The sequence below is a fragment of the Photobacterium sp. DNB22_13_2 genome (genome assembly GCF_052873915.1).
Window position 1 is genome coordinate 615,892 of record NZ_JBNNXU010000001.1, and the last position, 21,640, is coordinate 637,531.

Consider the following 21,640-nt stretch of genomic DNA (forward strand, 5'->3'; position numbering starts at 1 on the left):
GGTTACTCGGGTATATTTATTTCAGGCATTGGCTAAAACTGTTGCCCAGTGTATTGAGAAACTCCACATAGCTACCATCACCATAAGCAATATCGGTCCCCATTGGATCCAACGTTCCAATATTGACCCCAGTCCCTCTTACCACGCTGTCAACCACTGCAGGTGAGAACTGAGGCTCACTGAAGACACAGTGCGCGTGCTGATCTTTCAATGAAGTACGAATAGATATCAAAGTCTTAGCACCAGGTCGGCGGTCAGGTTCAACGGTAAAGTGACCAAGGTTGTTAAGACCAAACTGCTCTTCGAAATAGCCATAGCCATCATGGAAGACAAAATATCCACTATCAGCTACCGGGGCTAATGTTTGCTCAATAGACACCATCGCCGCTTTCACTTCTTCAACAAAATTAGCGAGATTTGCTTCGAATTTTTCTTTATGGGCAGGGTCAAGTGCTACCAGTTTGTCAGTGATCACTTGTGCAGCTTGAATTGCCTGCTCAGGGCCTAACCATAGGTGTGGATCAATACCATCATGGCTATGATCATGGCCTGCGTGATCGTCATGACCGTGGTCGTCGTGATCATGGCCTGCGTGTTCATCATGTCCGTGTTCATCGTGAGCTTCACCATAGTGGCGAAAGTTAATACTGGCTTGCGCTGTCAACGTCAGGACATTTTCTTTATCTTCAAGGATTTTCGTCAGGAACCTCTCCAGTTCAGGGCCAACCCAAATGACCAAGTCTGCATCGTTCAACTTCCTCGCATCCGAAGGACGCAGCGCATAATCATGTGGTGATGCACCTGCTGGTAGAAGTGTCTCTGTCGACGTTACCCCTTGGGTTAACTCCTGGACAATCATAGTGATTGGCTTCACGGTCGACACCACTTTTAGGTCTTGAGCGTGAAGTGAAGGTGAACACAGCAAGCCAAGAGTGCTACATGTAAGGAATAAACGGCGCATATAAGTTTCCCTGAATAATTCTTGATTACAACATTTCCCAAAGATGTTATATTATAACATCTCACTTTGGCAAATATCTAAGCAAAGAAATATATGACCTCCTTAGTTGAATTACAGTCGGTCACAGTCACGTACTCGGAAAGGCATGTGCTGGATCAGGTTTCCCTAAAGTTAGAACGGGGACAGATCACAACCCTGATTGGCCCAAACGGTGCCGGCAAGTCGACACTTGTCAAAGTCATCACGGGTTTGACCAAACCAACAGTAGGAAACATTATTCGCCAGAAAGGACTCCGTATTGGCTATGTGCCGCAAAAATTGGCACTCAACAACACACTTCCGCTTAGTGTTGACCGCTTCATGCGCTTAGCAGGCCGTTACAAGGAAGCACAGCGTATCGAGGCCCTCGAACTTGTCAGCGGTAAGCACCTGCACCATAGCAATATGCACTCGCTATCCGGAGGTGAGATGCAACGCGTATTGCTTGCAAGAGCGCTACTGCAAAAACCAGACTTGCTGGTGCTTGATGAGCCAGTGCAAGGGGTTGATGTCAATGGTCAGCTAGAGCTTTACAGCCTGATCCAAACCCTGCGTGATAAGCTTAACTGCGCCATTTTGATGGTCTCTCACGACTTGCACCTGGTAATGGCAAAAACCGATCATGTTATTTGCCTGCACCATCATATTTGCTGCTCTGGCGAACCAGAGGCGATCACCAGTCATCCATCGTATGTTGCACTGTTTGGCCGCCACCAATGCGAACAACTGGCGCTATATCAACACCACCATAACCATGAGCATGATTTATCTGGCAACCCAGTCGGTCCCTGCCAGCATGAACACCAGCATTCAGAACAACAAGAGATAAACAATGCTTGATTTATTGCTGCCCGCACTGATTGCGGGCATTGGCATCGCCGTGCTTGCCGGCCCACTAGGCTCCTTCGTCGTTTGGCGAAAAATGGCCTATTTCGGTGATACCCTATCTCATGCCTCATTACTGGGTATTGCGCTTGGGTTCTTGTTCAACATCAACCTAAACCTTGCACTGCTCATTTGCTGTCTGGCATTAGCGGTTATTCTCGTCGGCCTGCAAAAACAAAAATATGTGGCTACCGACACCCTACTCGGCATACTTGCACACAGTGCATTGTCACTTGGCTTGGTTGCTGTCAGCTTCCTTGATCATGTCCGTATCGACCTGATGTCATACTTATTTGGTGATTTACTCGCGGTCACACCTTCTGATCTACTGTGGATCTATGGTGGCGGCGCGATTGTGATGACGATGCTAATCACCTTATGGCGACCATTACTCTCCATGACCATCAATGAAGAGTTAGCACAAGTCGAAGGGGTAAATGTCGATCTAATGCGCTTGCTGCTGATGATCATGGTGGGTATGGTGATTGCTGTTGCGATGAAGTTTGTTGGTGCGCTGATCATTACCTCCCTGCTGATCATCCCTGCCGCGACAGCACGCAAATTCTCACGCAGTCCTGAAATGATGGCAGCGCTGGCATCCGCCCTCGGTATCATCGCCGTCATGTGCGGTTTGGCCATGTCGTGGCATTACGATACACCAGCAGGCCCTTCGGTCGTGGTGTCGGCTGCCGCTCTATTCCTGGTTAGCCAATTCAAACGTAGCGAAGCCTAATCATACACAGCCAATGAAAAGCAGCTGGACCTTCGCCTGCTGCTTTCCAGCATCCTTTGCCAATCAGTTAATTGAACAAGCTCCGATGACGGCTATTACAAGTACTTTTTACCTGCATAGCGGTACGCAAGTGCTTGGTCTCCGGTAGATAATCTAAAAGGCATTGGAAGTAAGCCTGGTCTTTGTCTGACAGCATAAAGTTATCGACGTAGAGCCGATGACAGGCGTTGGTCATCAGATTGGCTGAAGTACCATTTTCAGCCAGTGAGACATGCTCAAGTATGCAGGTTTCATAGCCTTCCTTGTCTTCTTTAGCCAAACACATCTCTGAGCCTAAAGCGACGAACAGCAGCAAGGTTAACTTATTCACTTTCAAACCTCTGCACCAGTAACTACTCCTAAGCATATACTCAGGTTACTGTTAGGAGCCGATATATAAAAAACCCGCCTAATGGCGGGTTAGTATATTCAGTGAGTGTGGGAGCTTACCAACCAGTCACTTCACGCAGTGCTTTACCGATATCGGCTAGGCTCTTCACCGTTTTCACACCAGCAGCTTCCAATGCCTGGAATTTATCTTCCGCTGTGCCTTTACCACCAGAGATAATCGCACCAGCGTGGCCCATACGCTTACCTGGAGGTGCAGTAACACCAGCAATATAAGAAACCACAGGTTTGCTGACGTGTTCTTTTATGTATGCAGCCGCTTCTTCTTCTGCGGTACCACCGATTTCACCGATCATAACAATCGCCTCTGTCGCCGGATCTTTCTCGAATAGCTCAAGCACATCAATGAAGTTCGAACCCGGAATTGGGTCACCGCCGATGCCAACACAGGTCGACTGGCCGAAGCCTTCGTCTGTGGTCTGCTTAACAGCTTCGTAAGTCAGCGTGCCCGAACGGGACACGATACCCACTTTACCCGCTTTATGGATATGGCCCGGCATAATACCGATCTTACACTCATCCGGCGTGATCACACCTGGACAGTTAGGACCGATCATACATACGCCAGCTTCATCAAGGCGAACTTTGACATCCAGCATATCCAACGTTGGGATACCTTCGGTAATAGTTACAATCAGCTCGATACCCGCATCAATCGCTTCAAGGATCGCATCTTTACAGAAAGGAGCCGGTACATAGATAACTGTCGCTGTTGCCCCTGTAGCTTCAACGGCTTCGCGTACGGTGTTAAATACCGGCAAACCTAGGTGAGTCGAACCACCTTTGCCCGGTGAGACACCACCGACCATCTGCGTTCCGTACTCAATCGCTTGCTCTGAGTGGAACGTGCCCTGACCGCCAGTAAAACCCTGGCAGATCACCTTGGTATCTTTATTAATTAGTACAGACATTATTTACCCTCCGCTGCAGCAACAACTTTTTCCGCTGCTTCAGTTAGGGAAGTCGCAGCAATGATATTCAAACCACTCTTCGCTAGGGTTTCTGCCCCCAGCACCGCATTGTTACCTTCAAGACGAACAACGACCGGCACTTCAACACCGACTTCTTCGACCGCACCAATGATCCCTTCAGCAATCAGATCACAGCGAACGATACCACCGAAGATATTCACCAATACCGCTTTTACATTGGTATCAGACAGGATGATCTTGAATGCTTCGGTAACACGCTCTTTGGTAGCACCGCCGCCTACATCAAGGAAGTTGGCTGGCTGGCCACCGTGCAGGTTGACGATGTCCATGGTGCCCATCGCCAGGCCAGCGCCATTGACCATACAGCCAATGTTACCGTCTAGTGCAACGTAGTTAAGTTCCCATTGTGCCGCATGTGCTTCACGCTCGTCTTCCTGTGAAGAATCGTGCATTTCACGAAGCTTAGGTTGGCGATACAAGGCATTGGAGTCAATGTTGATCTTGCCATCTAGACAAAGTAGGTTGTCATCACCGGTGATCACCAATGGGTTAATTTCAAGCAAAGCAAGGTCGTAGTCAGCAAACATATTGCCAAGACCGAGGAAGATTTTGGTAAATTGCTTGATCTGGTCGCCTTTTAGACCCAGTTTGAATGCTAGCTCGCGACCTTGGTAAGGCTGCGGGCCAACTAATGGATCAATCGCCGCTTTGTGGATAAGCTCAGGCGTTTCTTCAGCCACTTTTTCGATTTCCACGCCGCCCTCTGTCGACGCCATGAACACGATACGACGTGTCCCGCGGTCGACAACTGCACCTAAGTACAATTCATTGGCAATATTCGAAGCTTCTTCAACCAGGATCTTGGTTACTGGTTGGCCATTTGCATCTGTCTGGTATGTTACCAAATTCTTACCCAACCACTTCTGGGCAAAACCCTTAATTCCTTCTTTAGTGTCATGAAGTTCAACACCGCCCGCTTTACCACGGCCACCGGCATGAACCTGACATTTCACGACCCATTTGTCGCTACTGATTTTACCTGCTGCTTCAGCAGCCTCTTGTGGCGTATCGCAAGCGTAACCTTCTGGAACTGGCAGACCGTACTCGGCGAACAGCTGTTTCGCCTGATATTCATGCAAATTCATGATGTTCTATCCGTTTTCATATCCCTTGGGGAATTGTTATATCCATGTGAAATACTCTTCGGTATTTCTTCGATTTTAACTGCAAGAATGGCAGGCCAACTGTCGAGCCACACCGGCCTGCCTGCAGGATTACACGTCTAGTAGCAGGCGCGTAGGATCTTCAAGTAGTTCTTTGATGGTAACCAGATAGCCTACTGACTCACGGCCATCAACCAATCGGTGATCATAAGACAGGGCTAGGTACATCATTGGCAGGATTTCAACCTTGCCATCAACAGCCATTGGACGATCTGCAATCTTGTGCATACCTAAAATTGCCGACTGAGGCGGGTTGATAATCGGCGTCGACATCAATGAGCCAAATACACCGCCGTTGGTAATGGTGAAGTTACCGCCGATTAGCTCATCAACAGTCAGTTTGCCATCGCGTCCCTTGATTGCTAGCTCACGGATCCCTTTTTCGATTTCCGCCAAGCTCAGCTTGTCACAGTCACGCAAAACCGGCGTCACCAAACCACGCGGCGTTGATACTGCAATGCTGACGTCAAAGAAGTTGTGGTAAACAATATCATCGCCATCAATCGAGGCATTGACTTCAGGAAAACGCTTCAGCGCTTCAACAACAGCTTTCACGTAGAAAGACATAAAGCCCAGACGGATACCGTGGCGCTCTTCAAAGATGTCTTTATACTGCTTACGCAGATCCATGATTGGCTTCATGTTGACTTCGTTGAAGGTCGTCAGCATTGCTGTGCTGTTTTTAGCTTCAAGCAAACGCTCTGCCACACGCTTACGCAGGCGAGTCATCGGTACGCGCTTCTCGCTACGGTGAGCAAGCGGTGCTTCAACTTTGGCTTCCACAGCAGCTGTTGCAGGCGCTGACTTGCCCTCTTTCACATAAGCTTCAACATCTTCGCGTGTAATACGGCCACCGACACCGGTACCTTTCACATCACCGGCATTAATGCTGTGCTCAGCCAGCAGGCGACGCACAGCAGGGCTTAGAGCTTCATTGGTCTCATCACCCAGCGCTGCAGTATTGCGCTTATTAGGCGATGACTCAGCTTCAGCAGGAACATCCTGTGTCGGCTCGCCAGCAACGGCGCCCGCTTTGATCTTACCAATCAGCTGTTTAGTTAGTACTGTAGTGCCTTCACCTTCAAGAATTGCTTCAAGAATACCATCTTCCGGTGCCGGTACTTCCAACACCACTTTGTCTGTTTCGATATCAACCAGAACTTCATCACGGCTTACAGCGTCGCCTGGCTGCTTGTGCCAAGTTGCTACTGTTGCATCTGCAACTGATTCAGGTAAATCGGGAACCAGAATTTCGATCGTCATATCGGTTTTGTCCTTTTTGTTCCAGTTCTTATTAATTTATTGTCAATGCGTCTTCAATCAACGCTTTTTGCTGTTTCAGATGAACCGACATGTAGCCTACAGCCGGTGATGCCGAGGCTGGGCGGCCTGCATACTCTAGCTGGGCGTCGGTCGGAAGCGCAGAACGGAAATTGTGCTGGCTGGAGTACCATGCACCTTGGTTCTGAGGCTCTTCCTGACACCAAATAAAATCAGTCACATGCTGATAATCTGCCAGAGCAGCTTCAACGTCTTCTTTCGGGAATGGGTAAATCTGCTCAATACGAACAATGGCAACGTCAGTTTGCTCGTTCTTACGACGCTGCTCAAGCAGATCGAAATACACCTTGCCCGAACAGAACACCACGCGTTTGACCTGTTTCGGATCAAGATCATCCACTTCACCAATCGCTGGCTGGAAAGACCCGTTAGCCAAATCATCCAAAGTGGACGTACATAGCGGGTGACGCAATAGCGATTTTGGCGACATTACCACCAGCGGACGACGCATAGGACGCACCACTTGGCGACGCAGCATGTGATATACCTGAGCAGGCGTAGATGGGATCACCACCTGCATATTCTGCTCAGCACACAGCTGAAGGTAACGCTCAAGACGCGCCGATGAGTGTTCTGGACCTTGGCCTTCATAACCGTGAGGCAGCAGCATGGTCAAGCCGCACATACGACCCCATTTCTGCTCACCGGAGCTAATGAACTGGTCAATCACAACCTGAGCACCATTGGCGAAATCACCAAACTGGGCTTCCCAAAGTGTCAGTCCGCTTGGCTCTGCCGTCGCGTAGCCATACTCAAACGCCAGCACCGCCTCTTCTGACAATACCGAATCGAAGACTTGGAATGGGCCCTGTTTGTCATGGATATTGGCAAGCGGGATATACGTACTGGCGTCACCTTGGTTATGCAGCACCGAGTGACGGTGGAAGAACGTACCACGGCCTGAATCCTGACCAGTGATCCGGATGCGATGGCCTTCATCGACCAAGGTGGCATACGCTAAAGTTTCAGCCATTCCCCAGTCTACCGCTTTCTCTCCGGCAGCCATCGACAGGCGGTCATTGTAGAGTTTCTGCACTCGGCTCTGAAGCTTGTGGCTTTCTGGGAACTGACAAACTCGCTGGGCCAATTCGTTCAAGCGCATTGGATCAATCGTGCTCGGCCAATCCACTGTCCAGTCGTGACCGATATACGGTTCCCAGTCAACAGAGTGGAGCTTCATCGGACGCCATTCTTTGACCACACACTCACCACGATCTAGGGCATCGCGGTATTCATTAATCAATGACGTTGCCGTTTCCAGATCTACCGCCCCTTCATCGGTCAAGGCATCAGCATAGATCTTACGCGGCGTTGGGTGCTTCTTGATTTTCTGGTACATCAACGGCTGAGTCGCATTGGGCTCGTCCGCTTCATTGTGACCGTGGCGACGGTAACAAACCAAATCAATAACTACATCGCGCTTAAAGGTGTTACGGAAATCAAGGGCAATACGAGTAACAAATGCAACGGCTTCAGGATCATCTGCGTTCACATGGAAAATCGGTGCCTGCACCATCTTGGCGATATCGGTACAGTACTGGGTCGAACGCATATCGTGTGGGTTCGACGTAGTAAAGCCAATCTGGTTATTCACCACGATACGGACAGTTCCGCCGACACGGTAGCCGCGCGACTGAGACATATTAAATGTCTCAGCAACCACACCTTGACCCGCAATCGCCGAGTCACCATGGATAGTGATAGGAAGTACTTGTGAGCCGTCTTTATCGCCCAAGCGGTCTTGTCTTGCTCGTACCGAGCCGACAACCACGGGATTTACAATTTCCAGGTGAGACGGGTTGAATGCCAATACGAGATGGACGTCACCGCCTGGTGTTGCAAAGTCAGCCGAGAAACCTTGGTGATATTTCACATCACCGGTACCCCAAGTGTCATCGTGCTTACCAGCAAATTCGTCGAATAGGTCCTGTGGCTTTTTACCCAGGACGTTGACCAGCATGTTCAGTCGACCACGGTGAGCCATGCCGACCACCACCTCACGAGCACCATTGGTACCAGCGTAGCGGATCAGCTCTTTGACCATAGGGATCAGGGCATCACCACCCTCTAGTGAAAATCGTTTTGCGCCAGGGAATTTAGCGCCTAAATAACGCTCAAGCCCTTCAGCAGCCGTTAGCTCATCCAAGAAAGTCAGTCTTTCTTCCTCGGAGAATGCGCCACGACCTACCACCGACTCCAGACGCTGCTGAAGCCAGCGTTTTTCATCAGTATTGGTAATGTGCATGTATTCGGCACCGATTGAACCACAGTAGGTTTTTTTCAGTGCGTCATAAAGTTCTGACAGCTTCATGGTCTCCTGCCCGATGGCAAAAGAACCGACATTGAATGTCTCGTTGAAGTCGTCGACGGTCAGGTTATGGTACTCAGGATCGAGGTCGGATACTCGCTCCTGCTGCCATAGCCCCAACGGATCTAAGTTTGCATGCTGGTGCCCGCGGAAACGGTATGCGTTAATCAACTGCAATACCTTAACCTGTTTAGCATCAACATCTGGATCGCTGACGGTAGCACTTAGATGGGTTGTTTCCTTCGCTAGACGCCGGAAGTAGTCACGAACCCGCGAGTGGGGTTGTTCGACAACCGTCTCATTCACGACAGGCAGTTCACTGAAAACGTGACGCCATTTTTCATCCACTAATTCTGGGTCGCTAAGATACAACTCGTAGAGTTCCTCTACATAAGTTGCATTGGCGCCAGCCAGGTGTGAAGACTCAAGCCAAGCCTTCATAACGCCGTTCTGCATTGTTTTCCCTTAACCACTAGTTATCGCCATTTTCCCGGTTCGCTGACCGGAATTGAGGCTGGCTCCAGAGAGCGAATCATGAAGCCAGCATATCGATAATACTTATATTTATACCGCGCGTTTTAACAACATCGTCTTGATGTGTCCAATCGCTTTTGTCGGATTTAACCCTTTAGGACAAACATTTACACAGTTCATGATGCCATGGCAACGAAAAACGCTAAAAGCGTCGTCCAGATCGGATAAACGTTCATCAGTTGCAGTATCACGACTATCAATTAGCCAGCGATAGGCAGCCAGCAAACCAGCAGGTCCGATGAATTTATCTGGATTCCACCAAAATGATGGGCACGACGTCGAACAACATGCACACATAATGCACTCGTAAAGTCCATCAAGGTGAGCACGCTCTTCCGGCATTTGCAGGTTTTCACGCGCCGGCGGCTGGGCACCGTCATCGATCAAGAATGGCTTCACTTTGGCGTAGTTGGTGTAGAACTGCTCCATATCAATGATCAAGTCACGGATAACGGGCAGGCCAGGCAACGGGCGGATCACTATCGTGCTCTTGTCGGTCAATACTGACAGCGGTGTGATACAAGCCAAGCCATTTTTACCATTCATATTGATGCCGTCGGAACCACATACCCCTTCGCGGCACGAACGACGGAATGACAGGGTCGGATCTTGCTCTTTGAGCAAAATCAGCGCATCAAGCACCATCATGTCAGAGCCTTCAGGCACCTCAAGGGTGTAGCCCTTCATGTGCGGCGCATTGTCTACATCAGGGTTATAGCGGTAAATCGAGAAATTCAGTTTCATAATTCTATCCTCCCCTTAGTATGTACGCGCTTTAGGCGGAAATGCCTCACGATGAACCGGTGCCATATTGACATCACGCTTAGTCATCTGCTCTGTCTCTGGGTTGTAGATAGAGTGACATAGCCATTGTTCATCATCGCGATCAGGGAAGTCGAAGCGGGCATGGGCACCACGACTTTCGGTACGGTAGTTAGCCGCCACTGCCGTTGCGTATGCCGTTTCCATTAAGTTTTCAAGCTCTAGACACTCAACTCGCTGGGTGTTGAACTCTGTCGACTTATCAGATAAATGCGCATTTTTCAGGCGTTCACGAATCACTTTAAGTTCTTCTAAGCCTTTCGCCATAGCATCACCTTCACGGAATACCGAGAAGTTATTTTGCATGCACTGCTGTAGATCTTTACGGATTTGCGTCGGATCTTCACCACCGGTACTGTTTTCCCAGCGGTTATAACGCTCAAGAGAAGCTTCAATATCCGCTTCAGTGGCAGGTTTCGCCTCCGCTTGCTTTTGCAGTGTTTCACCAAGGTGAAGCCCTGTTGCACGACCAAAGACCACTAAATCAAGCAATGAGTTACCGCCAAGGCGGTTCGCACCATGCACCGATACAGATGCAATTTCACCACACGCAAATAGCCCCTGAATCTCAACATCAGTACCACTGGCATCTTGCTTTATTGCTTGACCAGACACCTGAGTTGGTACACCACCCATCATATAGTGACAGGTTGGGATAACAGGAATAGGTTCTTTGACAGGATCGACGTGAGCAAAAGTACGCGACAATTCACACACACCCGGTAGGCGAGACTCAAGGACCTCTTTGCCTAGGTGATCAAGCTTCAGCTTGATATGCGGCCCCCAAGGGCCATCACAGCCGCGGCCTTCTCGGATCTCAACCATCATTGAGCGAGCAACCACATCACGACCAGCCAAATCCTTCGCATTTGGTGCATAACGCTCCATAAAGCGTTCGCCGTCTTTGTTGAGCAGATAACCACCTTCACCACGACAGCCTTCTGTCACAAGTACACCTGCACCAGCAATTCCCGTCGGGTGGAACTGCCACATTTCAATGTCCTGCATCGGTACGCCAGCACGAATCGCCATACCCACGCCATCACCGGTATTGATGTGTGCGTTAGTTGTTGAAGCGTAAATACGACCGGCACCACCAGTAGCAAGAATGGTGGCCTTCGATTTGAAATAACAAACCTCACCGGTTTCCATACAAAGTGCAGTACAGCCTAAAATGGCCCCGTCTTCATTCTTGACCAGATCCAGTGCATACCACTCAGAGAAAATCGTCGTTTTATGTTTAATATTCTGCTGGTAAAGGGTATGAAGCAAGGCATGGCCAGTACGGTCTGCTGCCGCTGCCGTTCGTGCCGCTTGCTCACCACCGAAGTTCTTCGACTGGCCGCCAAATGGACGCTGATAAATAGTGCCATTATCAAAGCGAGAAAACGGTAGGCCCATTTTTTCTAGTTCAATAACAGATTTTGGCCCGTTCTTACACATGTACTCGATTGCATCTTGGTCACCGATATAGTCCGACCCTTTAACGGTGTCGTACATATGCTGTTCCCAGTGATCTTCATGTGCATTACCAAGGGCGACTGTGATGCCCCCTTGTGCCGATACGGTATGAGAACGGGTTGGAAATACTTTGGATAGCAACGCACACTTTAGGCCCTGCTCAGAAATTTGTAGTGCGGCACGCATTCCTGCACCACCAGCACCGATTACTACGGCATCAAATTCACGTACTGCAATGCTCACTTACGCACCCCACACAATAAAGAAACCTGAAAACAGGTAAACAAAAAGAACCGCTACTACACCAAATTGGATACCCGCTCGAAGTGCGGCAGGCTTAATGTAGTCCGTCAGTATTTGCCATAGGCCAATCCAGGCATGAATTAAGATCGACAGCAAAGCCAACATGGTGAAAACCTTAGTACTTAGCTTGCCAAAAAAGGCCGTCCAGGTTGCAAAGGTCAGTTCCGGGCCAAAGGCGAAGAAGCCCACCATATAAAGGGTGTATAACGTAAGAATGATGGCGGTAGCACGGATCAGGATAAAGTCATGAATTCCATTGCGGCCGATTGTTGAGACGTTGCTTACCATACTAGGCCTCCTGCAAACAAAGACAGAACACCGACGATGACAAAGCTCACTTTGGCACTTTTGATCCCGGTTTCCATTTCTTCAAAATATCCCATGTCCATCAGCAAGTGACGGATACCCACCACGATGTGGTAGAACAGCGCTGTCAGAATGCCCCACAGCACCAGTTTCACGAAAAAGCTGTCTACGATACCCGTAGCGCTCGCGAATCCTTCAGGGGATGAAAGGGAAAGGCTTAGCAACCATAGCAGGATAGCCACGGCAACGAAGGTGATCACGCCGGAGACGCGATGCAAGATAGACGCTATCGCTGTTAGGGGAAAGCGAATCGTCTGTAGGTCGAGGTTGACAGGTCTTGGCTTATTTACTTTCACGGTGATTGCCCACTCAGCTCCATTGAAGCAATGTTATTGTTATCACTCCCTGCTTCCACTGACGCCGAACAAGTGCATTAACACAATTGCAACCCTAGGTTGCAATTATGTTTTACATGCAAATGTAAAACAGTGCCTTACCTAACTTACTATAATTATTGATAACTTTGGCAATTATGTCTGGCGGCGGCAGAACCAGAGACCTGCCGCGAGTATACGCCCCGCAACAATCAAATACAAACCCTGTTACATGACCTCTAACACGGTTTTAGAAATTTGCATCTTTTTATCCAAAGTTATTAACAAGCGCACACAAGCGGGCACAAAAATTGACATTTGGGCCGCTGATCGGTACAACAAACGTACATCCGCCTTGGATTAGGATTATAAAAACAAAGGAGATTGTTATGGCAGACAAGAAAGCTACTCTTCACATTGAAGGGAAAGCACCCGTCGAACTGCCGATTATCGGGGGCACTGAAGGGCCTGAAGTAATTGATGTACGTAAGCTTGGAGCTAACGGTTATTTTACATTCGACCCTGGTTTTCTAGCCACTGCATCATGTGAATCTCAAATTACTTACATTGATGGTGATAAAGGTATTCTGCTTCACCGCGGATACCCGATTGACCAATTGGCCAATAACGCCGACTATCTGGAAGTTTGTTACATCCTTCTTTACGGTGAGGTTCCGACTCGCGAGCAGTACGAAACATTCCGCACCACTGTTACTCGTCACACCATGGTGCATGAGCAAATCTCAAGCTTCTTCCATGGCTTCCGCCGTGATGCGCACCCGATGGCTGTAATGTGTGGTGTGGTAGGTGCATTGGCTGCGTTTTACCATGATTCACTGGATATCAATAACGATACTCACCGTGAAATCACTGCGTTCCGCCTATTGTCGAAAATGCCGACATTGGCAGCAATGTGTTACAAGTACTCAAACGGTCAACCTTTCATCTTCCCACGTAATGACTTGGATTATGCAGAGAACTTCCTGCATATGATGTTTGCTACACCGTGTGAAGAATATGAAGTTAGCCCTGTTGTCGCGCGTGCAATGGATAAAATCTTTACCCTGCATGCCGATCACGAGCAAAATGCATCAACCTCAACCGTTCGACTAGCTGGCTCTTCAGGCGCTAACCCATTTGCCTGTATTGCCGCAGGTATTGCTTCACTCTGGGGCCCGGCGCACGGCGGTGCCAACGAAGCTTGTCTGAAGATGCTGGAAGAAATCGGCAGCGTAGATAAGATCCCTGAGTTCATCGAGCGCGCGAAAGACAAAGATGACCCGTTCCGTCTGATGGGCTTCGGTCACCGTGTTTACAAGAACTACGATCCACGCGCAACGGTTATGCGTGACGCCTGCCACGATGTGCTTCAGGAGCTGAATATTCAGGATCCACTGTTGGATGTCGCGATGGAGCTTGAGCGTATTGCCCTATCTGATGAGTACTTCGTAGAGAAGAAACTGTACCCGAACGTCGATTTCTACTCCGGTATTATCCTGAAAGCGATCGGTATCCCAGTTTCAATGTTTACGGTTATCTTCGCTATGTCACGTACGATTGGTTGGATTGCCCATTGGAACGAAATGCACAACGATCCAGGCAACCGTATTGGCCGTCCTCGCCAGCTTTACACTGGCTACAACCAGCGCGAGTTCAGCCCGCTGCATGAACGTGAATGATAGATAGTCTTCACTAAGTGAAAGGGCCTTCGGGCCCTTTTTTGTTATAACAGCAGAACCTAGTAACGAGATACTAGTTCCTAGAATGAGCAAAGAGCGAAAACTAGGCTCTACAGATTAAACCTAAGGACTAGCGCACTGTATTTTAGCTTTTGGCTTTTAATCTTTTCCTAGGAACTAGGAGCGCTCTTAATCCCGTCCCTGCCTTGAACGACAAAAGGGCCCGAAGGCCCTTTTTATGTTCAGCTACTTGCGATTAAACAAACTTAATCTTAGTCACTTCTTTCAAGCCAGATAATACTAGCGTTGGAAGAGATGCAGCTAGGAACACAGTGATTAAATGACTAGCCGTTAGACCTTCAGTGCTGAAGATGAACTGGCCAACGCCTGTGTAAATCACACCTAGAGACAGCGTTGCAGAGACCGCTACCGCACCCAACAGAGATTTGTTGGTGAATGGGTTCTTGCGGAATAGCGTGCTGAACGTACGTGAATCAAAGATATGCCATAGCTGACAGAACACTAGCATTGCAAAGGCCATTGTCTGTGCGTAGTTAGCGCTTAGACCTGCGTTCATTGCCCAGTTGAATGCCAAGAAGCTCATACCACCCTGTGCCAGACCACGAATCACGATACGGGTACCTAGGTGATCGCTGAAGAAGCTCTCGTTACGCTTACGCGGTTTACGCTCCATCAGATCTTTTTCTTCTGGGTCAACACCAAGTGCTAGTGCTGGTAGACCATCAGAAACCAGGTTGATCCATAGGATCATCAATGGCGTTAGTGGCAGTGCCACTTCTGGACCCATGAACAGGAAGGCAAACAGGATTACCGATACTTCACCGACGTTCGCAGTCAGTGCCTGACGGATAAACTTACGCAGGTTATCGAAGATCTGACGACCTTGGCGTACAGCCTTAACAATGGTGCTGAAGTTATCGTCCAGCAGGATAAGGTCACCAGAGTCTTTCGCTACTGAAGTACCGGTGATACCCATTGCAACACCGATATCGGCACGGCGTAAAGCGGGTGCATCGTTCACACCGTCACCGGTCATTGCAGCAACTTCGTTGTTGTGCTGTTGAGCCTGGACGATACGCAGTTTGTGTTCAGGTGTTACACGGGCAAATACCGCAACATTCGGACAAATGCGACGTAGCTCTTCATCGTCCATGTCATCAAGCTGGCTACCTGTTACAACCATGTCTTCTTCGCTACGGATAATACCGATTTCACGGGCAATTGCAGCAGCAGTAAGGGCGTGGTCACCAGTAATCATTACAGTGCGAACACCTGCATCGTAACAGCTATCAACCGCTGCACGTACTTCTGGACGCGGTGGATCCATGATGCCATATAGGCCCAGAATCGTTACATCTTTCTCAAGCTCTGCAGGGTCACGCTTCAGGTCTTCTTCAGACAGTTCACGGATACCTACCGCTAGTGTACGAAGTGCCTGATGAGCAAAGTCTTGGATAGCCGCTTCATAGCTAGCTACTAGCTCTTCTGCAGGGTTTGCCGCTACTGCTAGGTTACCTTCAACAGTTGTAGGTTGGTTAGCAACCACTTCACCGTTAACCATGAAGCCAGAAGCGTTGCGTAGGACAACATCAGGCGCACCTTTAATCGCTAGGAAGTGCTTACCTTGTGGACCCTTAACAATGACTGAAGCCATTTTACGAGATGAGTCAAACGGGAACTTATCAACAATCGAGTAACCGCCAGTTGATAGCATTTCAGTTTGCTGAAGGCCGGCTTTAGCAGCAGCAACAATCAGAGCACCTTCTGTTGGGTTACCGCGTACAGAAGAGCTATCGCCATCTTGAATGTACTCAGCATCGTTACACAATGTCGCAACGACCAAGCCTTGCATCATTTCAGGGCTGTCTTTCACATCTGTGCTGTGTGAAAGCGGCTTAAATTCACCTTCAGGAGAGAAGCCTTTACCGCTTACTTCCCAATTGCGGCCTGATGCATCGTAAGCTTTCATTACCTGCATCTGGTTCTGAGTCAGTGTACCTGTCTTATCAGAGCAAATAACCGTTGTAGAGCCTAGTGTTTCAATCGCGGCTAGCTGCTTAGCCAGTGCGTTGCTCTTAACCATACGGGTTGAACCCATGGTCAGAACAATCGTTACAACTGTTGGCAAACCTTCAGGGATTGCAGCCACAGACAGAGAAATACCAGTATTAAGGATCTCAAGCCATGGCATACCGTGGTATAGACCGATAACACATACAACCGCTACTACACCAAGTGCAACAATCATTAGCGTTTTGGCAATCAAGTCCATACGCTCTTGCATTGGGGTCTTGGTTTCTTCAGTATTTGCCATCATATCAGCGATGTGACCAACTTCGGTCTGCATACCCGTACTCACGACAACGCCCAAACCTGTACCTGATGTCACCATGGTGGTCATGAAGCCCATGTTAATCTGGTCACCCAGACTAATGTGGCCATCTTCCAGTGCATCAGCCGTCTTATCAACTGGCTCTGACTCACCTGTCAATGCCGCTTCGTCGATAGACAAACGGTTCGCTTCAACAATACGAACATCCGCAGCAAGGATGTCACCGGTGCTGATCTTAAGGACGTCACCCGGAACAATTTCACGAGCAGGGATATCTACCCATTCGCCATTACGACGAACCTGCGCCATCGGTGCAGCCATATCACGTAATGCTTCCATCCCTTTCTGGGCTTTGAATTCCTGCCAAAAAGCGATAACCACATTGATAACAATGATGACACCGATTGCCACGGCATCAATTAAGTGACCAGTAAAGAAGGAAACAATCGCACCGACCCCTAGAATAAAGATCAATGGATTTTTAAATTGGTGAGCTAGTAGCTCAAGCACGGTCTTACCGGCTTGCTCTTGCAGTTCATTGGAGCCAAATTGCTCCTGACGCTGTTTCACTTCTTCAGAAGATAAACCATTCTTGGTTGACGTACCCAAATTGGACACAGTACTGGCAACCGTTTCGGTAAACCATTTTTTAGTCATGGGGGGAATCTCCAATTAAATACATTCAGTCGACATCAGTACAAATTCAAACTGATAAAAAGCATTCGCTGAATAGGTCAAAGTAATTTAAAACTCGTTATTAAAGGCATCGTGCCAATTAATTTTTCTTACATCCCTGAATGCTTACTGAATAAAGCATTCTAGTTCATTAAAACGAGTAAATTTAAATTACCTGAAACAATGGTGAGTTGTAATTATATTTCGTATGCCCATACGATGATTCAGGTCGAATCTTTGACAATTATCAAGATTAAGAGTGAATCCAACGGTAAAGCCAACAATAAACTGAAACAAAGTATGAATTAGACCCAGATCTAACAGAAACAACACCTCCAAAATAACGAAAGATGAAATTTTACAACACAAAATAAAAGGCTTAATGCGCTCGCATTAAGCCTTTTTGTGTCATTACTTTGGTTAAATTAGTGTTAAACCGGGTTGTCAATGTCGATAAACTCAACATCAAAATTATTTGTTTCAGCTAAATATTCACCTAAGGATTTAATTCCATAACGCTCAGTTGCATGATGGCCGGCACTAAAATAATGAATACCTAATTCTCGGGAAATATGAACTGTTCTTTCGGAAATTTCTCCTGAAATAAATGCATCCAATCCTTTATTTGCTGCTAATTCTATAAAATCTTGACCTCCACCAGTACACCATCCCACCGTTTTTATTTCTTGTGGCGCATTATCGCTAATATGCAACGGCTCACGATGTAAGGTAATGGAAAGCCTCGCAGCCAATTCTTCACCACTTAGAGGCTGATCTAACTGACCATAAATTGCCACAGAATTCGGATTACCCTCTTCCAAGCCTCCTAGCACTTCAATATCCAGCAATTCAGCCAGTTTTGCATTGTTACCTAATGTCGGGTGTACATCCAATGGCAAATGGTAGGCATAAAGATTAATACCATTCTCAATAAGCGCTTTGATACGACGATATTTCATTCCGCGAATTTCCGCGGGTTCCCCCTTCCAAAAGAAACCGTGATGTACCAATAGCGCATCGGCTTGCTCTGAGATAGCTCGGTCTATCAAGGCCTGACAGGCTGTTACCCCAGTGATGATTTTCTTTACCTCTGACTTACCTTCAACCTGCAAGCCGTTCGGACAATAGTCTTTGATCTGGTGTGGGCTCAGCAGCTCGTTAAGCACTGATTCTAATTGGATATTGTTCATGGTCTATTTCCTTCTCCGCAATCTCGATATTTTATACCCAAATCCCAGTGCCTGTTGATCTAAAAAAGCTGCCGATCGGCAGCGTTATTTAGTAAGGTCACTATATAGCCAAGCACATTGAGGTTACTCAGGTATAGAGATGACAGATATGCTTAATAGAGATGTTGAGCTGCAAGCTCAGTTTGGATCAGCCAGACCGGCTTAGTACTGGTTTTCAACCATACCCGATGCAGGTAACTGTATAGCCGTGAGCGTGTTTCCATTGCGGTAAACATCATGACAGGAAAGGTCACTACACCGACAGTGATAACGAACGCACGGCGAGCAAAAATACGCAATGGTGAATAGCGAGTATACATAACGCCTCCTTGGCCAAGCAGAACAACATACTGGTCAGATACTTAGCTGATGAATGTGCTTATCCAATCAGCTCACCTTTAATGTAAAAAATAGGTTTAGGCATCACTACCTAAAAACAGAGACTTATTAGTCTTTATCATTATAAAAAGAAGGGTTTTATAGCAAAATGTCGATCCTTTACAATAAAACAACAGCTAGAGAGCATATTAATAACAGCCTCAATGCCATCCTAAGGCTCTCTCCTCTCTTGGCCGCCCATCCTTTTATTGCTGACCAACACTGGCTTGACGATTTTGCTAGCCAAGCCGTACTCCCCGATGAGATTGAATATCAAGGTGGGCGCCGTTTGGGCTTTTTCTATCAATGGTTATGGCAACAACTGCTCCTACACCACCCTCGTTATGAGCTACTTGCTGAGGAAGTCCAACTGACGGTCAACAAGCGAACCCTTGGCGCGATTGATTTTTTGGTGAAGGATTTACGCAGCGGGCAGGTCGAGCACTGGGAGGTGGCGATTAAATTCTTCCTTGCCTATGAAGATAGTTGGCCCGGCCCCAACGCCCGAGATAACCTGGATAAAAAAGCCAATAAGATGCTCAGCCACCAGCTGATGATTTCTGACCATCCCGCTTTCATTAAGCAGTACCAAACACAATTTGGCAAGATTGAACACCGCCGCCTGATCATGCAAGGTCGCTTGTTCTATCCAGCCTTCATGGGTTATACCGGCTCAGATATCAAATTAGCAAAAGGTGCCACGCATGGATTGTGGTGCTACTCCCAGCAAGCAGCTGACTTAGATCTGCGTCCTATTGCCAAGCCAGAATGGATCGCACCACCGCGCTTTAGCCAAGTAGCCGCTGAGCCTGCACTAACATCCGTTAGTAATCCGACCATGGCAATCGCGCCAGATGATAAAGTATGGTTCGTCATGCCCGAACACTGGCCGCAGTCTTCCATGAGTCGGTAGACCAATAAAAAAGACATAAAAAAACGCCCGCTGATAGCGGGCGTTTTTAATATCAATATCGAGAGAATACGAAAGGTTAAAGACCAGCGTCGGCAAATACCTTGCTAACGATTTCCTGTGCTTCTTTCTCAAGCAAGGCCAAGTGCTCTTTGCCTTTGAAGCTCTCGCAGTAGATCTTGTAGATATCTTCTGTACCTGACGGACGCGCTGCAAACCAGCCGTTTTCAGTGGTCACTTTCAGGCCACCAATCGCAGCACCGTTACCCGGCGCATGCGTCAGACGTGCAGTGATCGCATCACCCGCCAAAGTTTCAGCGGCAACCATTTCTGGAGACAACTTGCTTAGTACCGCTTTCTGCTCACCGTTAGCCACAGCCTGCAGACGGTTGTACTCTGACGCACCGTGCTTGGCAGCCAATTCTTCGTAGTATTGCTGCGGGTTCTTACCGGTAACGGCAGTAATTTCTGCCGCCACAAGGCAAAGTAGAATACCGTCTTTGTCGGTAGCCCAAGGCGTGCCGTCCATGCGTAGGAATGATGCCCCCGCACTTTCTTCACCACCGAAGCCAAGCTCACCGCTGTACAGTCCATCAACAAACCATTTGAAGCCAACCGGCACTTCGCAAAGCTCACGACCAAGATCGGCAACAACACGGTCGATCAGTGCACTGGATACCAATGTCTTACCCACGGCAACTTCCTGCGCCCAATCAGGACGGTGGCGGTAAAGATAATCAATACACACCGCGAGGAAGTGGTTCGGGTTCATCAGGCCAGCAGGCGTCACGATACCGTGGCGATCGTAGTCAGGGTCGTTACCGAATGCCAAGTCGTACTTGTCTTTGTGTGCCAGTAGGCCAGCCATCGCGTAAGGCGACGAACAGTCCATGCGCACAACACCGTCTTTGTCCAGAGACATAAAACGGAAAGACGGGTCGATAGACTCATCCACCAGCGTAAGATCCAGGCCGTAATGAGCGGCAATCTGGCGCCAGTACTCAATACCTGAACCACCCAGTGGATCAACACCAATTTTCAGGTTGGCTTTCTGGATCGCTGCCATGTCAATGACATTGACCAGATCATCAACGTAAGGGGCCACCAAGTCACGCTCTTCAACCAAGTCGCTCGCAAAAGCGTCTGCGATTGGCACGCGCTTAACATCAACCATGCCCGCGGCAATGATTTCATTGGCACGGGTTTCAATTGCTGTAGTCAGTGCACCTTCCGCCGGGCCACCGTGGACCGGGTTGTATTTAATCCCGCCATCTTGCGGTGGATTGTGTGATGGCGTGATAACGATACCGTCAGCTTTGTCTTCCTGTGCGTTGTTGTGGCACAAAATAGCATGGGAAATACCCGGTGTTGGGGTGTAGCCACTATTTTGCTGAATCACAACCTGCACACCATTTGCCACCAAGACTTCAAGCGTCGAGGTAAATGCTGGCTCAGACAGTGCGTGGGTATCTTTACCGAGGAAAAGTGGACCTGTTACGCCGTTGGCAGCTCGAACTTCAGCCACAGCTTGAGCAATCGCCCAAATGTGATGCTGGTTAAAGGTTCCTTTGTCGGCGGTTCCGCGGTGACCAGAAGTACCGAATGCGACCTTCTGATGCGGATTTTGAGCACTTGGCTCAATTAGGAAATAATTTGCCACCAACGCGGGAATATTGTGCATATCTTCTTGCAGAGCGCGCTGCCCCGCACGAGGATGAATAGCCATTAACGTATCCTTGTAAAAACT

18 protein-coding genes are annotated in these 21,640 nt (G+C 48.4%); 4 read left to right on the plus strand and 14 right to left on the minus strand.

Going from position 1 to position 21,640, the window contains the following annotated elements; genetic code table 11:
- Nucleotides 1–16 precede the first annotated feature (16 nt).
- Nucleotides 17–961: a zinc ABC transporter substrate-binding protein ZnuA gene (gene znuA / locus ACVA58_RS02630; RefSeq protein ID WP_446508888.1), complete on the minus strand. Its 945-nt coding sequence runs from the start codon at nt 959–961 to the stop codon at nt 17–19.
- A 93-nt stretch (nt 962–1,054) separates the two neighbouring features.
- Here znuA and znuC point away from each other — a divergent pair, with 93 nt between their 5' ends.
- Nucleotides 1,055–1,840, plus strand: coding sequence for a zinc ABC transporter ATP-binding protein ZnuC (gene znuC, locus ACVA58_RS02635; RefSeq protein ID WP_446508889.1), 786 nt, complete (start codon nt 1,055–1,057; stop codon nt 1,838–1,840).
- The gene (gene znuB, locus ACVA58_RS02640; RefSeq protein WP_446508890.1) at nt 1,833–2,618 is read left to right on the plus strand and encodes a zinc ABC transporter permease subunit ZnuB; all 786 of its coding nucleotides are present in this window, start codon (nt 1,833–1,835) and stop codon (nt 2,616–2,618) included. The genes znuC and znuB overlap by 8 nt, the downstream gene beginning before the upstream one ends.
- 67 nt (nt 2,619–2,685) lie before the next feature.
- Here znuB and ACVA58_RS02645 read toward each other — a convergent pair whose 3' ends face one another.
- The 9 genes from ACVA58_RS02645 to sdhC all read right to left on the minus strand — a co-directional run bounded on the left by ACVA58_RS02645 (nt 2,686) and on the right by sdhC (nt 12,651).
- Nucleotides 2,686–2,988 (minus strand): VF_A0006 family four-cysteine protein, encoded by a 303-nt coding sequence (locus ACVA58_RS02645; RefSeq protein ID WP_446508891.1) that lies wholly within the window; start codon nt 2,986–2,988, stop codon nt 2,686–2,688.
- A 115-nt stretch (nt 2,989–3,103) separates the two neighbouring features.
- Nucleotides 3,104–3,976: a succinate--CoA ligase subunit alpha gene (sucD, locus tag ACVA58_RS02650; RefSeq protein ID WP_446508892.1), complete on the minus strand. Its 873-nt coding sequence runs from the start codon at nt 3,974–3,976 to the stop codon at nt 3,104–3,106.
- Nucleotides 3,976–5,142, minus strand: a complete 1,167-nt coding sequence (gene sucC / locus ACVA58_RS02655; RefSeq protein ID WP_446508893.1) for an ADP-forming succinate--CoA ligase subunit beta — start codon at nt 5,140–5,142, stop codon at nt 3,976–3,978. The genes sucD and sucC overlap by 1 nt, the downstream gene beginning before the upstream one ends.
- A gap of 129 nt (nt 5,143–5,271) precedes the next feature.
- On the minus strand, nt 5,272–6,483 hold the full coding sequence (gene odhB / locus ACVA58_RS02660; RefSeq protein ID WP_446508894.1) for a 2-oxoglutarate dehydrogenase complex dihydrolipoyllysine-residue succinyltransferase: 1,212 nt from the start codon (nt 6,481–6,483) through the stop codon (nt 5,272–5,274).
- A 31-nt stretch (nt 6,484–6,514) separates the two neighbouring features.
- Nucleotides 6,515–9,325 carry a 2-oxoglutarate dehydrogenase E1 component gene (gene sucA, locus ACVA58_RS02665; protein ID WP_446508895.1) on the minus strand — a complete coding sequence of 937 codons (2,811 nt, stop codon included), beginning with the start codon at nt 9,323–9,325 and terminating at the stop codon, nt 6,515–6,517.
- Between the two features lie 108 nt (nt 9,326–9,433).
- Nucleotides 9,434–10,147 carry a succinate dehydrogenase iron-sulfur subunit gene (locus ACVA58_RS02670; RefSeq protein ID WP_255040159.1) on the minus strand — a complete coding sequence of 238 codons (714 nt, stop codon included), beginning with the start codon at nt 10,145–10,147 and terminating at the stop codon, nt 9,434–9,436.
- Between the two features lie 15 nt (nt 10,148–10,162).
- Nucleotides 10,163–11,929, minus strand: a complete 1,767-nt coding sequence (sdhA, locus tag ACVA58_RS02675) for a succinate dehydrogenase flavoprotein subunit (RefSeq protein ID WP_446508896.1) — start codon at nt 11,927–11,929, stop codon at nt 10,163–10,165.
- Complete coding sequence (gene sdhD, locus ACVA58_RS02680; protein WP_255040161.1) at nt 11,930–12,277, minus strand: succinate dehydrogenase, hydrophobic membrane anchor protein; 348 nt, start codon at nt 12,275–12,277, stop codon at nt 11,930–11,932.
- Nucleotides 12,271–12,651, minus strand: coding sequence for a succinate dehydrogenase cytochrome b556 subunit (gene sdhC / locus ACVA58_RS02685; RefSeq protein WP_446508897.1), 381 nt, complete (start codon nt 12,649–12,651; stop codon nt 12,271–12,273). Before sdhC ends, sdhD begins: the two co-directional genes overlap by 7 nt.
- 407 nt (nt 12,652–13,058) lie before the next feature.
- On the opposite strand from sdhC, the gene ACVA58_RS02690 reads away from it, so the two are divergent.
- Nucleotides 13,059–14,348: a citrate synthase gene (locus ACVA58_RS02690; RefSeq protein ID WP_255040164.1), complete on the plus strand. Its 1,290-nt coding sequence runs from the start codon at nt 13,059–13,061 to the stop codon at nt 14,346–14,348.
- A 256-nt stretch (nt 14,349–14,604) separates the two neighbouring features.
- Here ACVA58_RS02690 and ACVA58_RS02695 read toward each other — a convergent pair whose 3' ends face one another.
- The 3 genes from ACVA58_RS02695 to ACVA58_RS02705 all read right to left on the minus strand — a co-directional run bounded on the left by ACVA58_RS02695 (nt 14,605) and on the right by ACVA58_RS02705 (nt 18,925).
- Nucleotides 14,605–17,358: a cation-translocating P-type ATPase gene (locus tag ACVA58_RS02695; RefSeq protein WP_446508898.1), complete on the minus strand. Its 2,754-nt coding sequence runs from the start codon at nt 17,356–17,358 to the stop codon at nt 14,605–14,607.
- A gap of 449 nt (nt 17,359–17,807) precedes the next feature.
- Nucleotides 17,808–18,566 carry a Nif3-like dinuclear metal center hexameric protein gene (locus ACVA58_RS02700; RefSeq protein ID WP_446508899.1) on the minus strand — a complete coding sequence of 253 codons (759 nt, stop codon included), beginning with the start codon at nt 18,564–18,566 and terminating at the stop codon, nt 17,808–17,810.
- Between the two features lie 152 nt (nt 18,567–18,718).
- A complete protein-coding gene (locus ACVA58_RS02705) occupies nt 18,719–18,925 on the minus strand; it encodes a DUF2517 family protein (protein ID WP_446508900.1) in 207 nt (68 codons plus the stop codon).
- 167 nt (nt 18,926–19,092) lie between these two features.
- On the opposite strand from ACVA58_RS02705, the gene ACVA58_RS02710 reads away from it, so the two are divergent.
- Nucleotides 19,093–19,896, plus strand: coding sequence for a DUF1853 family protein (locus ACVA58_RS02710; RefSeq protein WP_446508901.1), 804 nt, complete (start codon nt 19,093–19,095; stop codon nt 19,894–19,896).
- A gap of 76 nt (nt 19,897–19,972) precedes the next feature.
- On the opposite strand, the gene pgm is transcribed toward ACVA58_RS02710, so the two are convergent.
- Entirely contained in the window at nt 19,973–21,619 is a 1,647-nt protein-coding gene (gene pgm / locus ACVA58_RS02715; RefSeq protein WP_446508902.1) for a phosphoglucomutase (alpha-D-glucose-1,6-bisphosphate-dependent), read from the minus strand.
- Between the last annotated feature and the right edge of the window lie 21 nt (nt 21,620–21,640).

Excerpts from the sequence above, each read along its gene's own strand:
- znuA (WP_446508888.1), bottom strand. The coding sequence starts at position 961 with ATGCGCCGTTTATTCCTTACATGTAGCACTCTTGGCTTGCTGTGTTCA.
- znuC (WP_446508889.1), top strand. The coding sequence starts at position 1,055 with ATGACCTCCTTAGTTGAATTACAGTCGGTCACAGTCACGTACTCGGAA.
- znuB (WP_446508890.1), top strand. The coding sequence starts at position 1,833 with ATGCTTGATTTATTGCTGCCCGCACTGATTGCGGGCATTGGCATCGCC.
- sucD (WP_446508892.1), bottom strand. The coding sequence starts at position 3,976 with ATGTCTGTACTAATTAATAAAGATACCAAGGTGATCTGCCAGGGTTTT.
- sucC (WP_446508893.1), bottom strand. The coding sequence starts at position 5,142 with ATGAATTTGCATGAATATCAGGCGAAACAGCTGTTCGCCGAGTACGGT.
- odhB (WP_446508894.1), bottom strand. The coding sequence starts at position 6,483 with ATGACGATCGAAATTCTGGTTCCCGATTTACCTGAATCAGTTGCAGAT.
- sucA (WP_446508895.1), bottom strand. The coding sequence starts at position 9,325 with ATGCAGAACGGCGTTATGAAGGCTTGGCTTGAGTCTTCACACCTGGCT.
- ACVA58_RS02670 (WP_255040159.1), bottom strand. The coding sequence starts at position 10,147 with ATGAAACTGAATTTCTCGATTTACCGCTATAACCCTGATGTAGACAAT.
- sdhD (WP_255040161.1), bottom strand. The coding sequence starts at position 12,277 with ATGGTAAGCAACGTCTCAACAATCGGCCGCAATGGAATTCATGACTTT.
- ACVA58_RS02690 (WP_255040164.1), top strand. The coding sequence starts at position 13,059 with ATGGCAGACAAGAAAGCTACTCTTCACATTGAAGGGAAAGCACCCGTC.
- ACVA58_RS02695 (WP_446508898.1), bottom strand. The coding sequence starts at position 17,358 with ATGACTAAAAAATGGTTTACCGAAACGGTTGCCAGTACTGTGTCCAAT.
- ACVA58_RS02700 (WP_446508899.1), bottom strand. The coding sequence starts at position 18,566 with ATGAACAATATCCAATTAGAATCAGTGCTTAACGAGCTGCTGAGCCCA.
- ACVA58_RS02705 (WP_446508900.1), bottom strand. The coding sequence starts at position 18,925 with ATGTATACTCGCTATTCACCATTGCGTATTTTTGCTCGCCGTGCGTTC.
- ACVA58_RS02710 (WP_446508901.1), top strand. The coding sequence starts at position 19,093 with ATGTCGATCCTTTACAATAAAACAACAGCTAGAGAGCATATTAATAAC.
- pgm (WP_446508902.1), bottom strand. The coding sequence starts at position 21,619 with ATGGCTATTCATCCTCGTGCGGGGCAGCGCGCTCTGCAAGAAGATATG.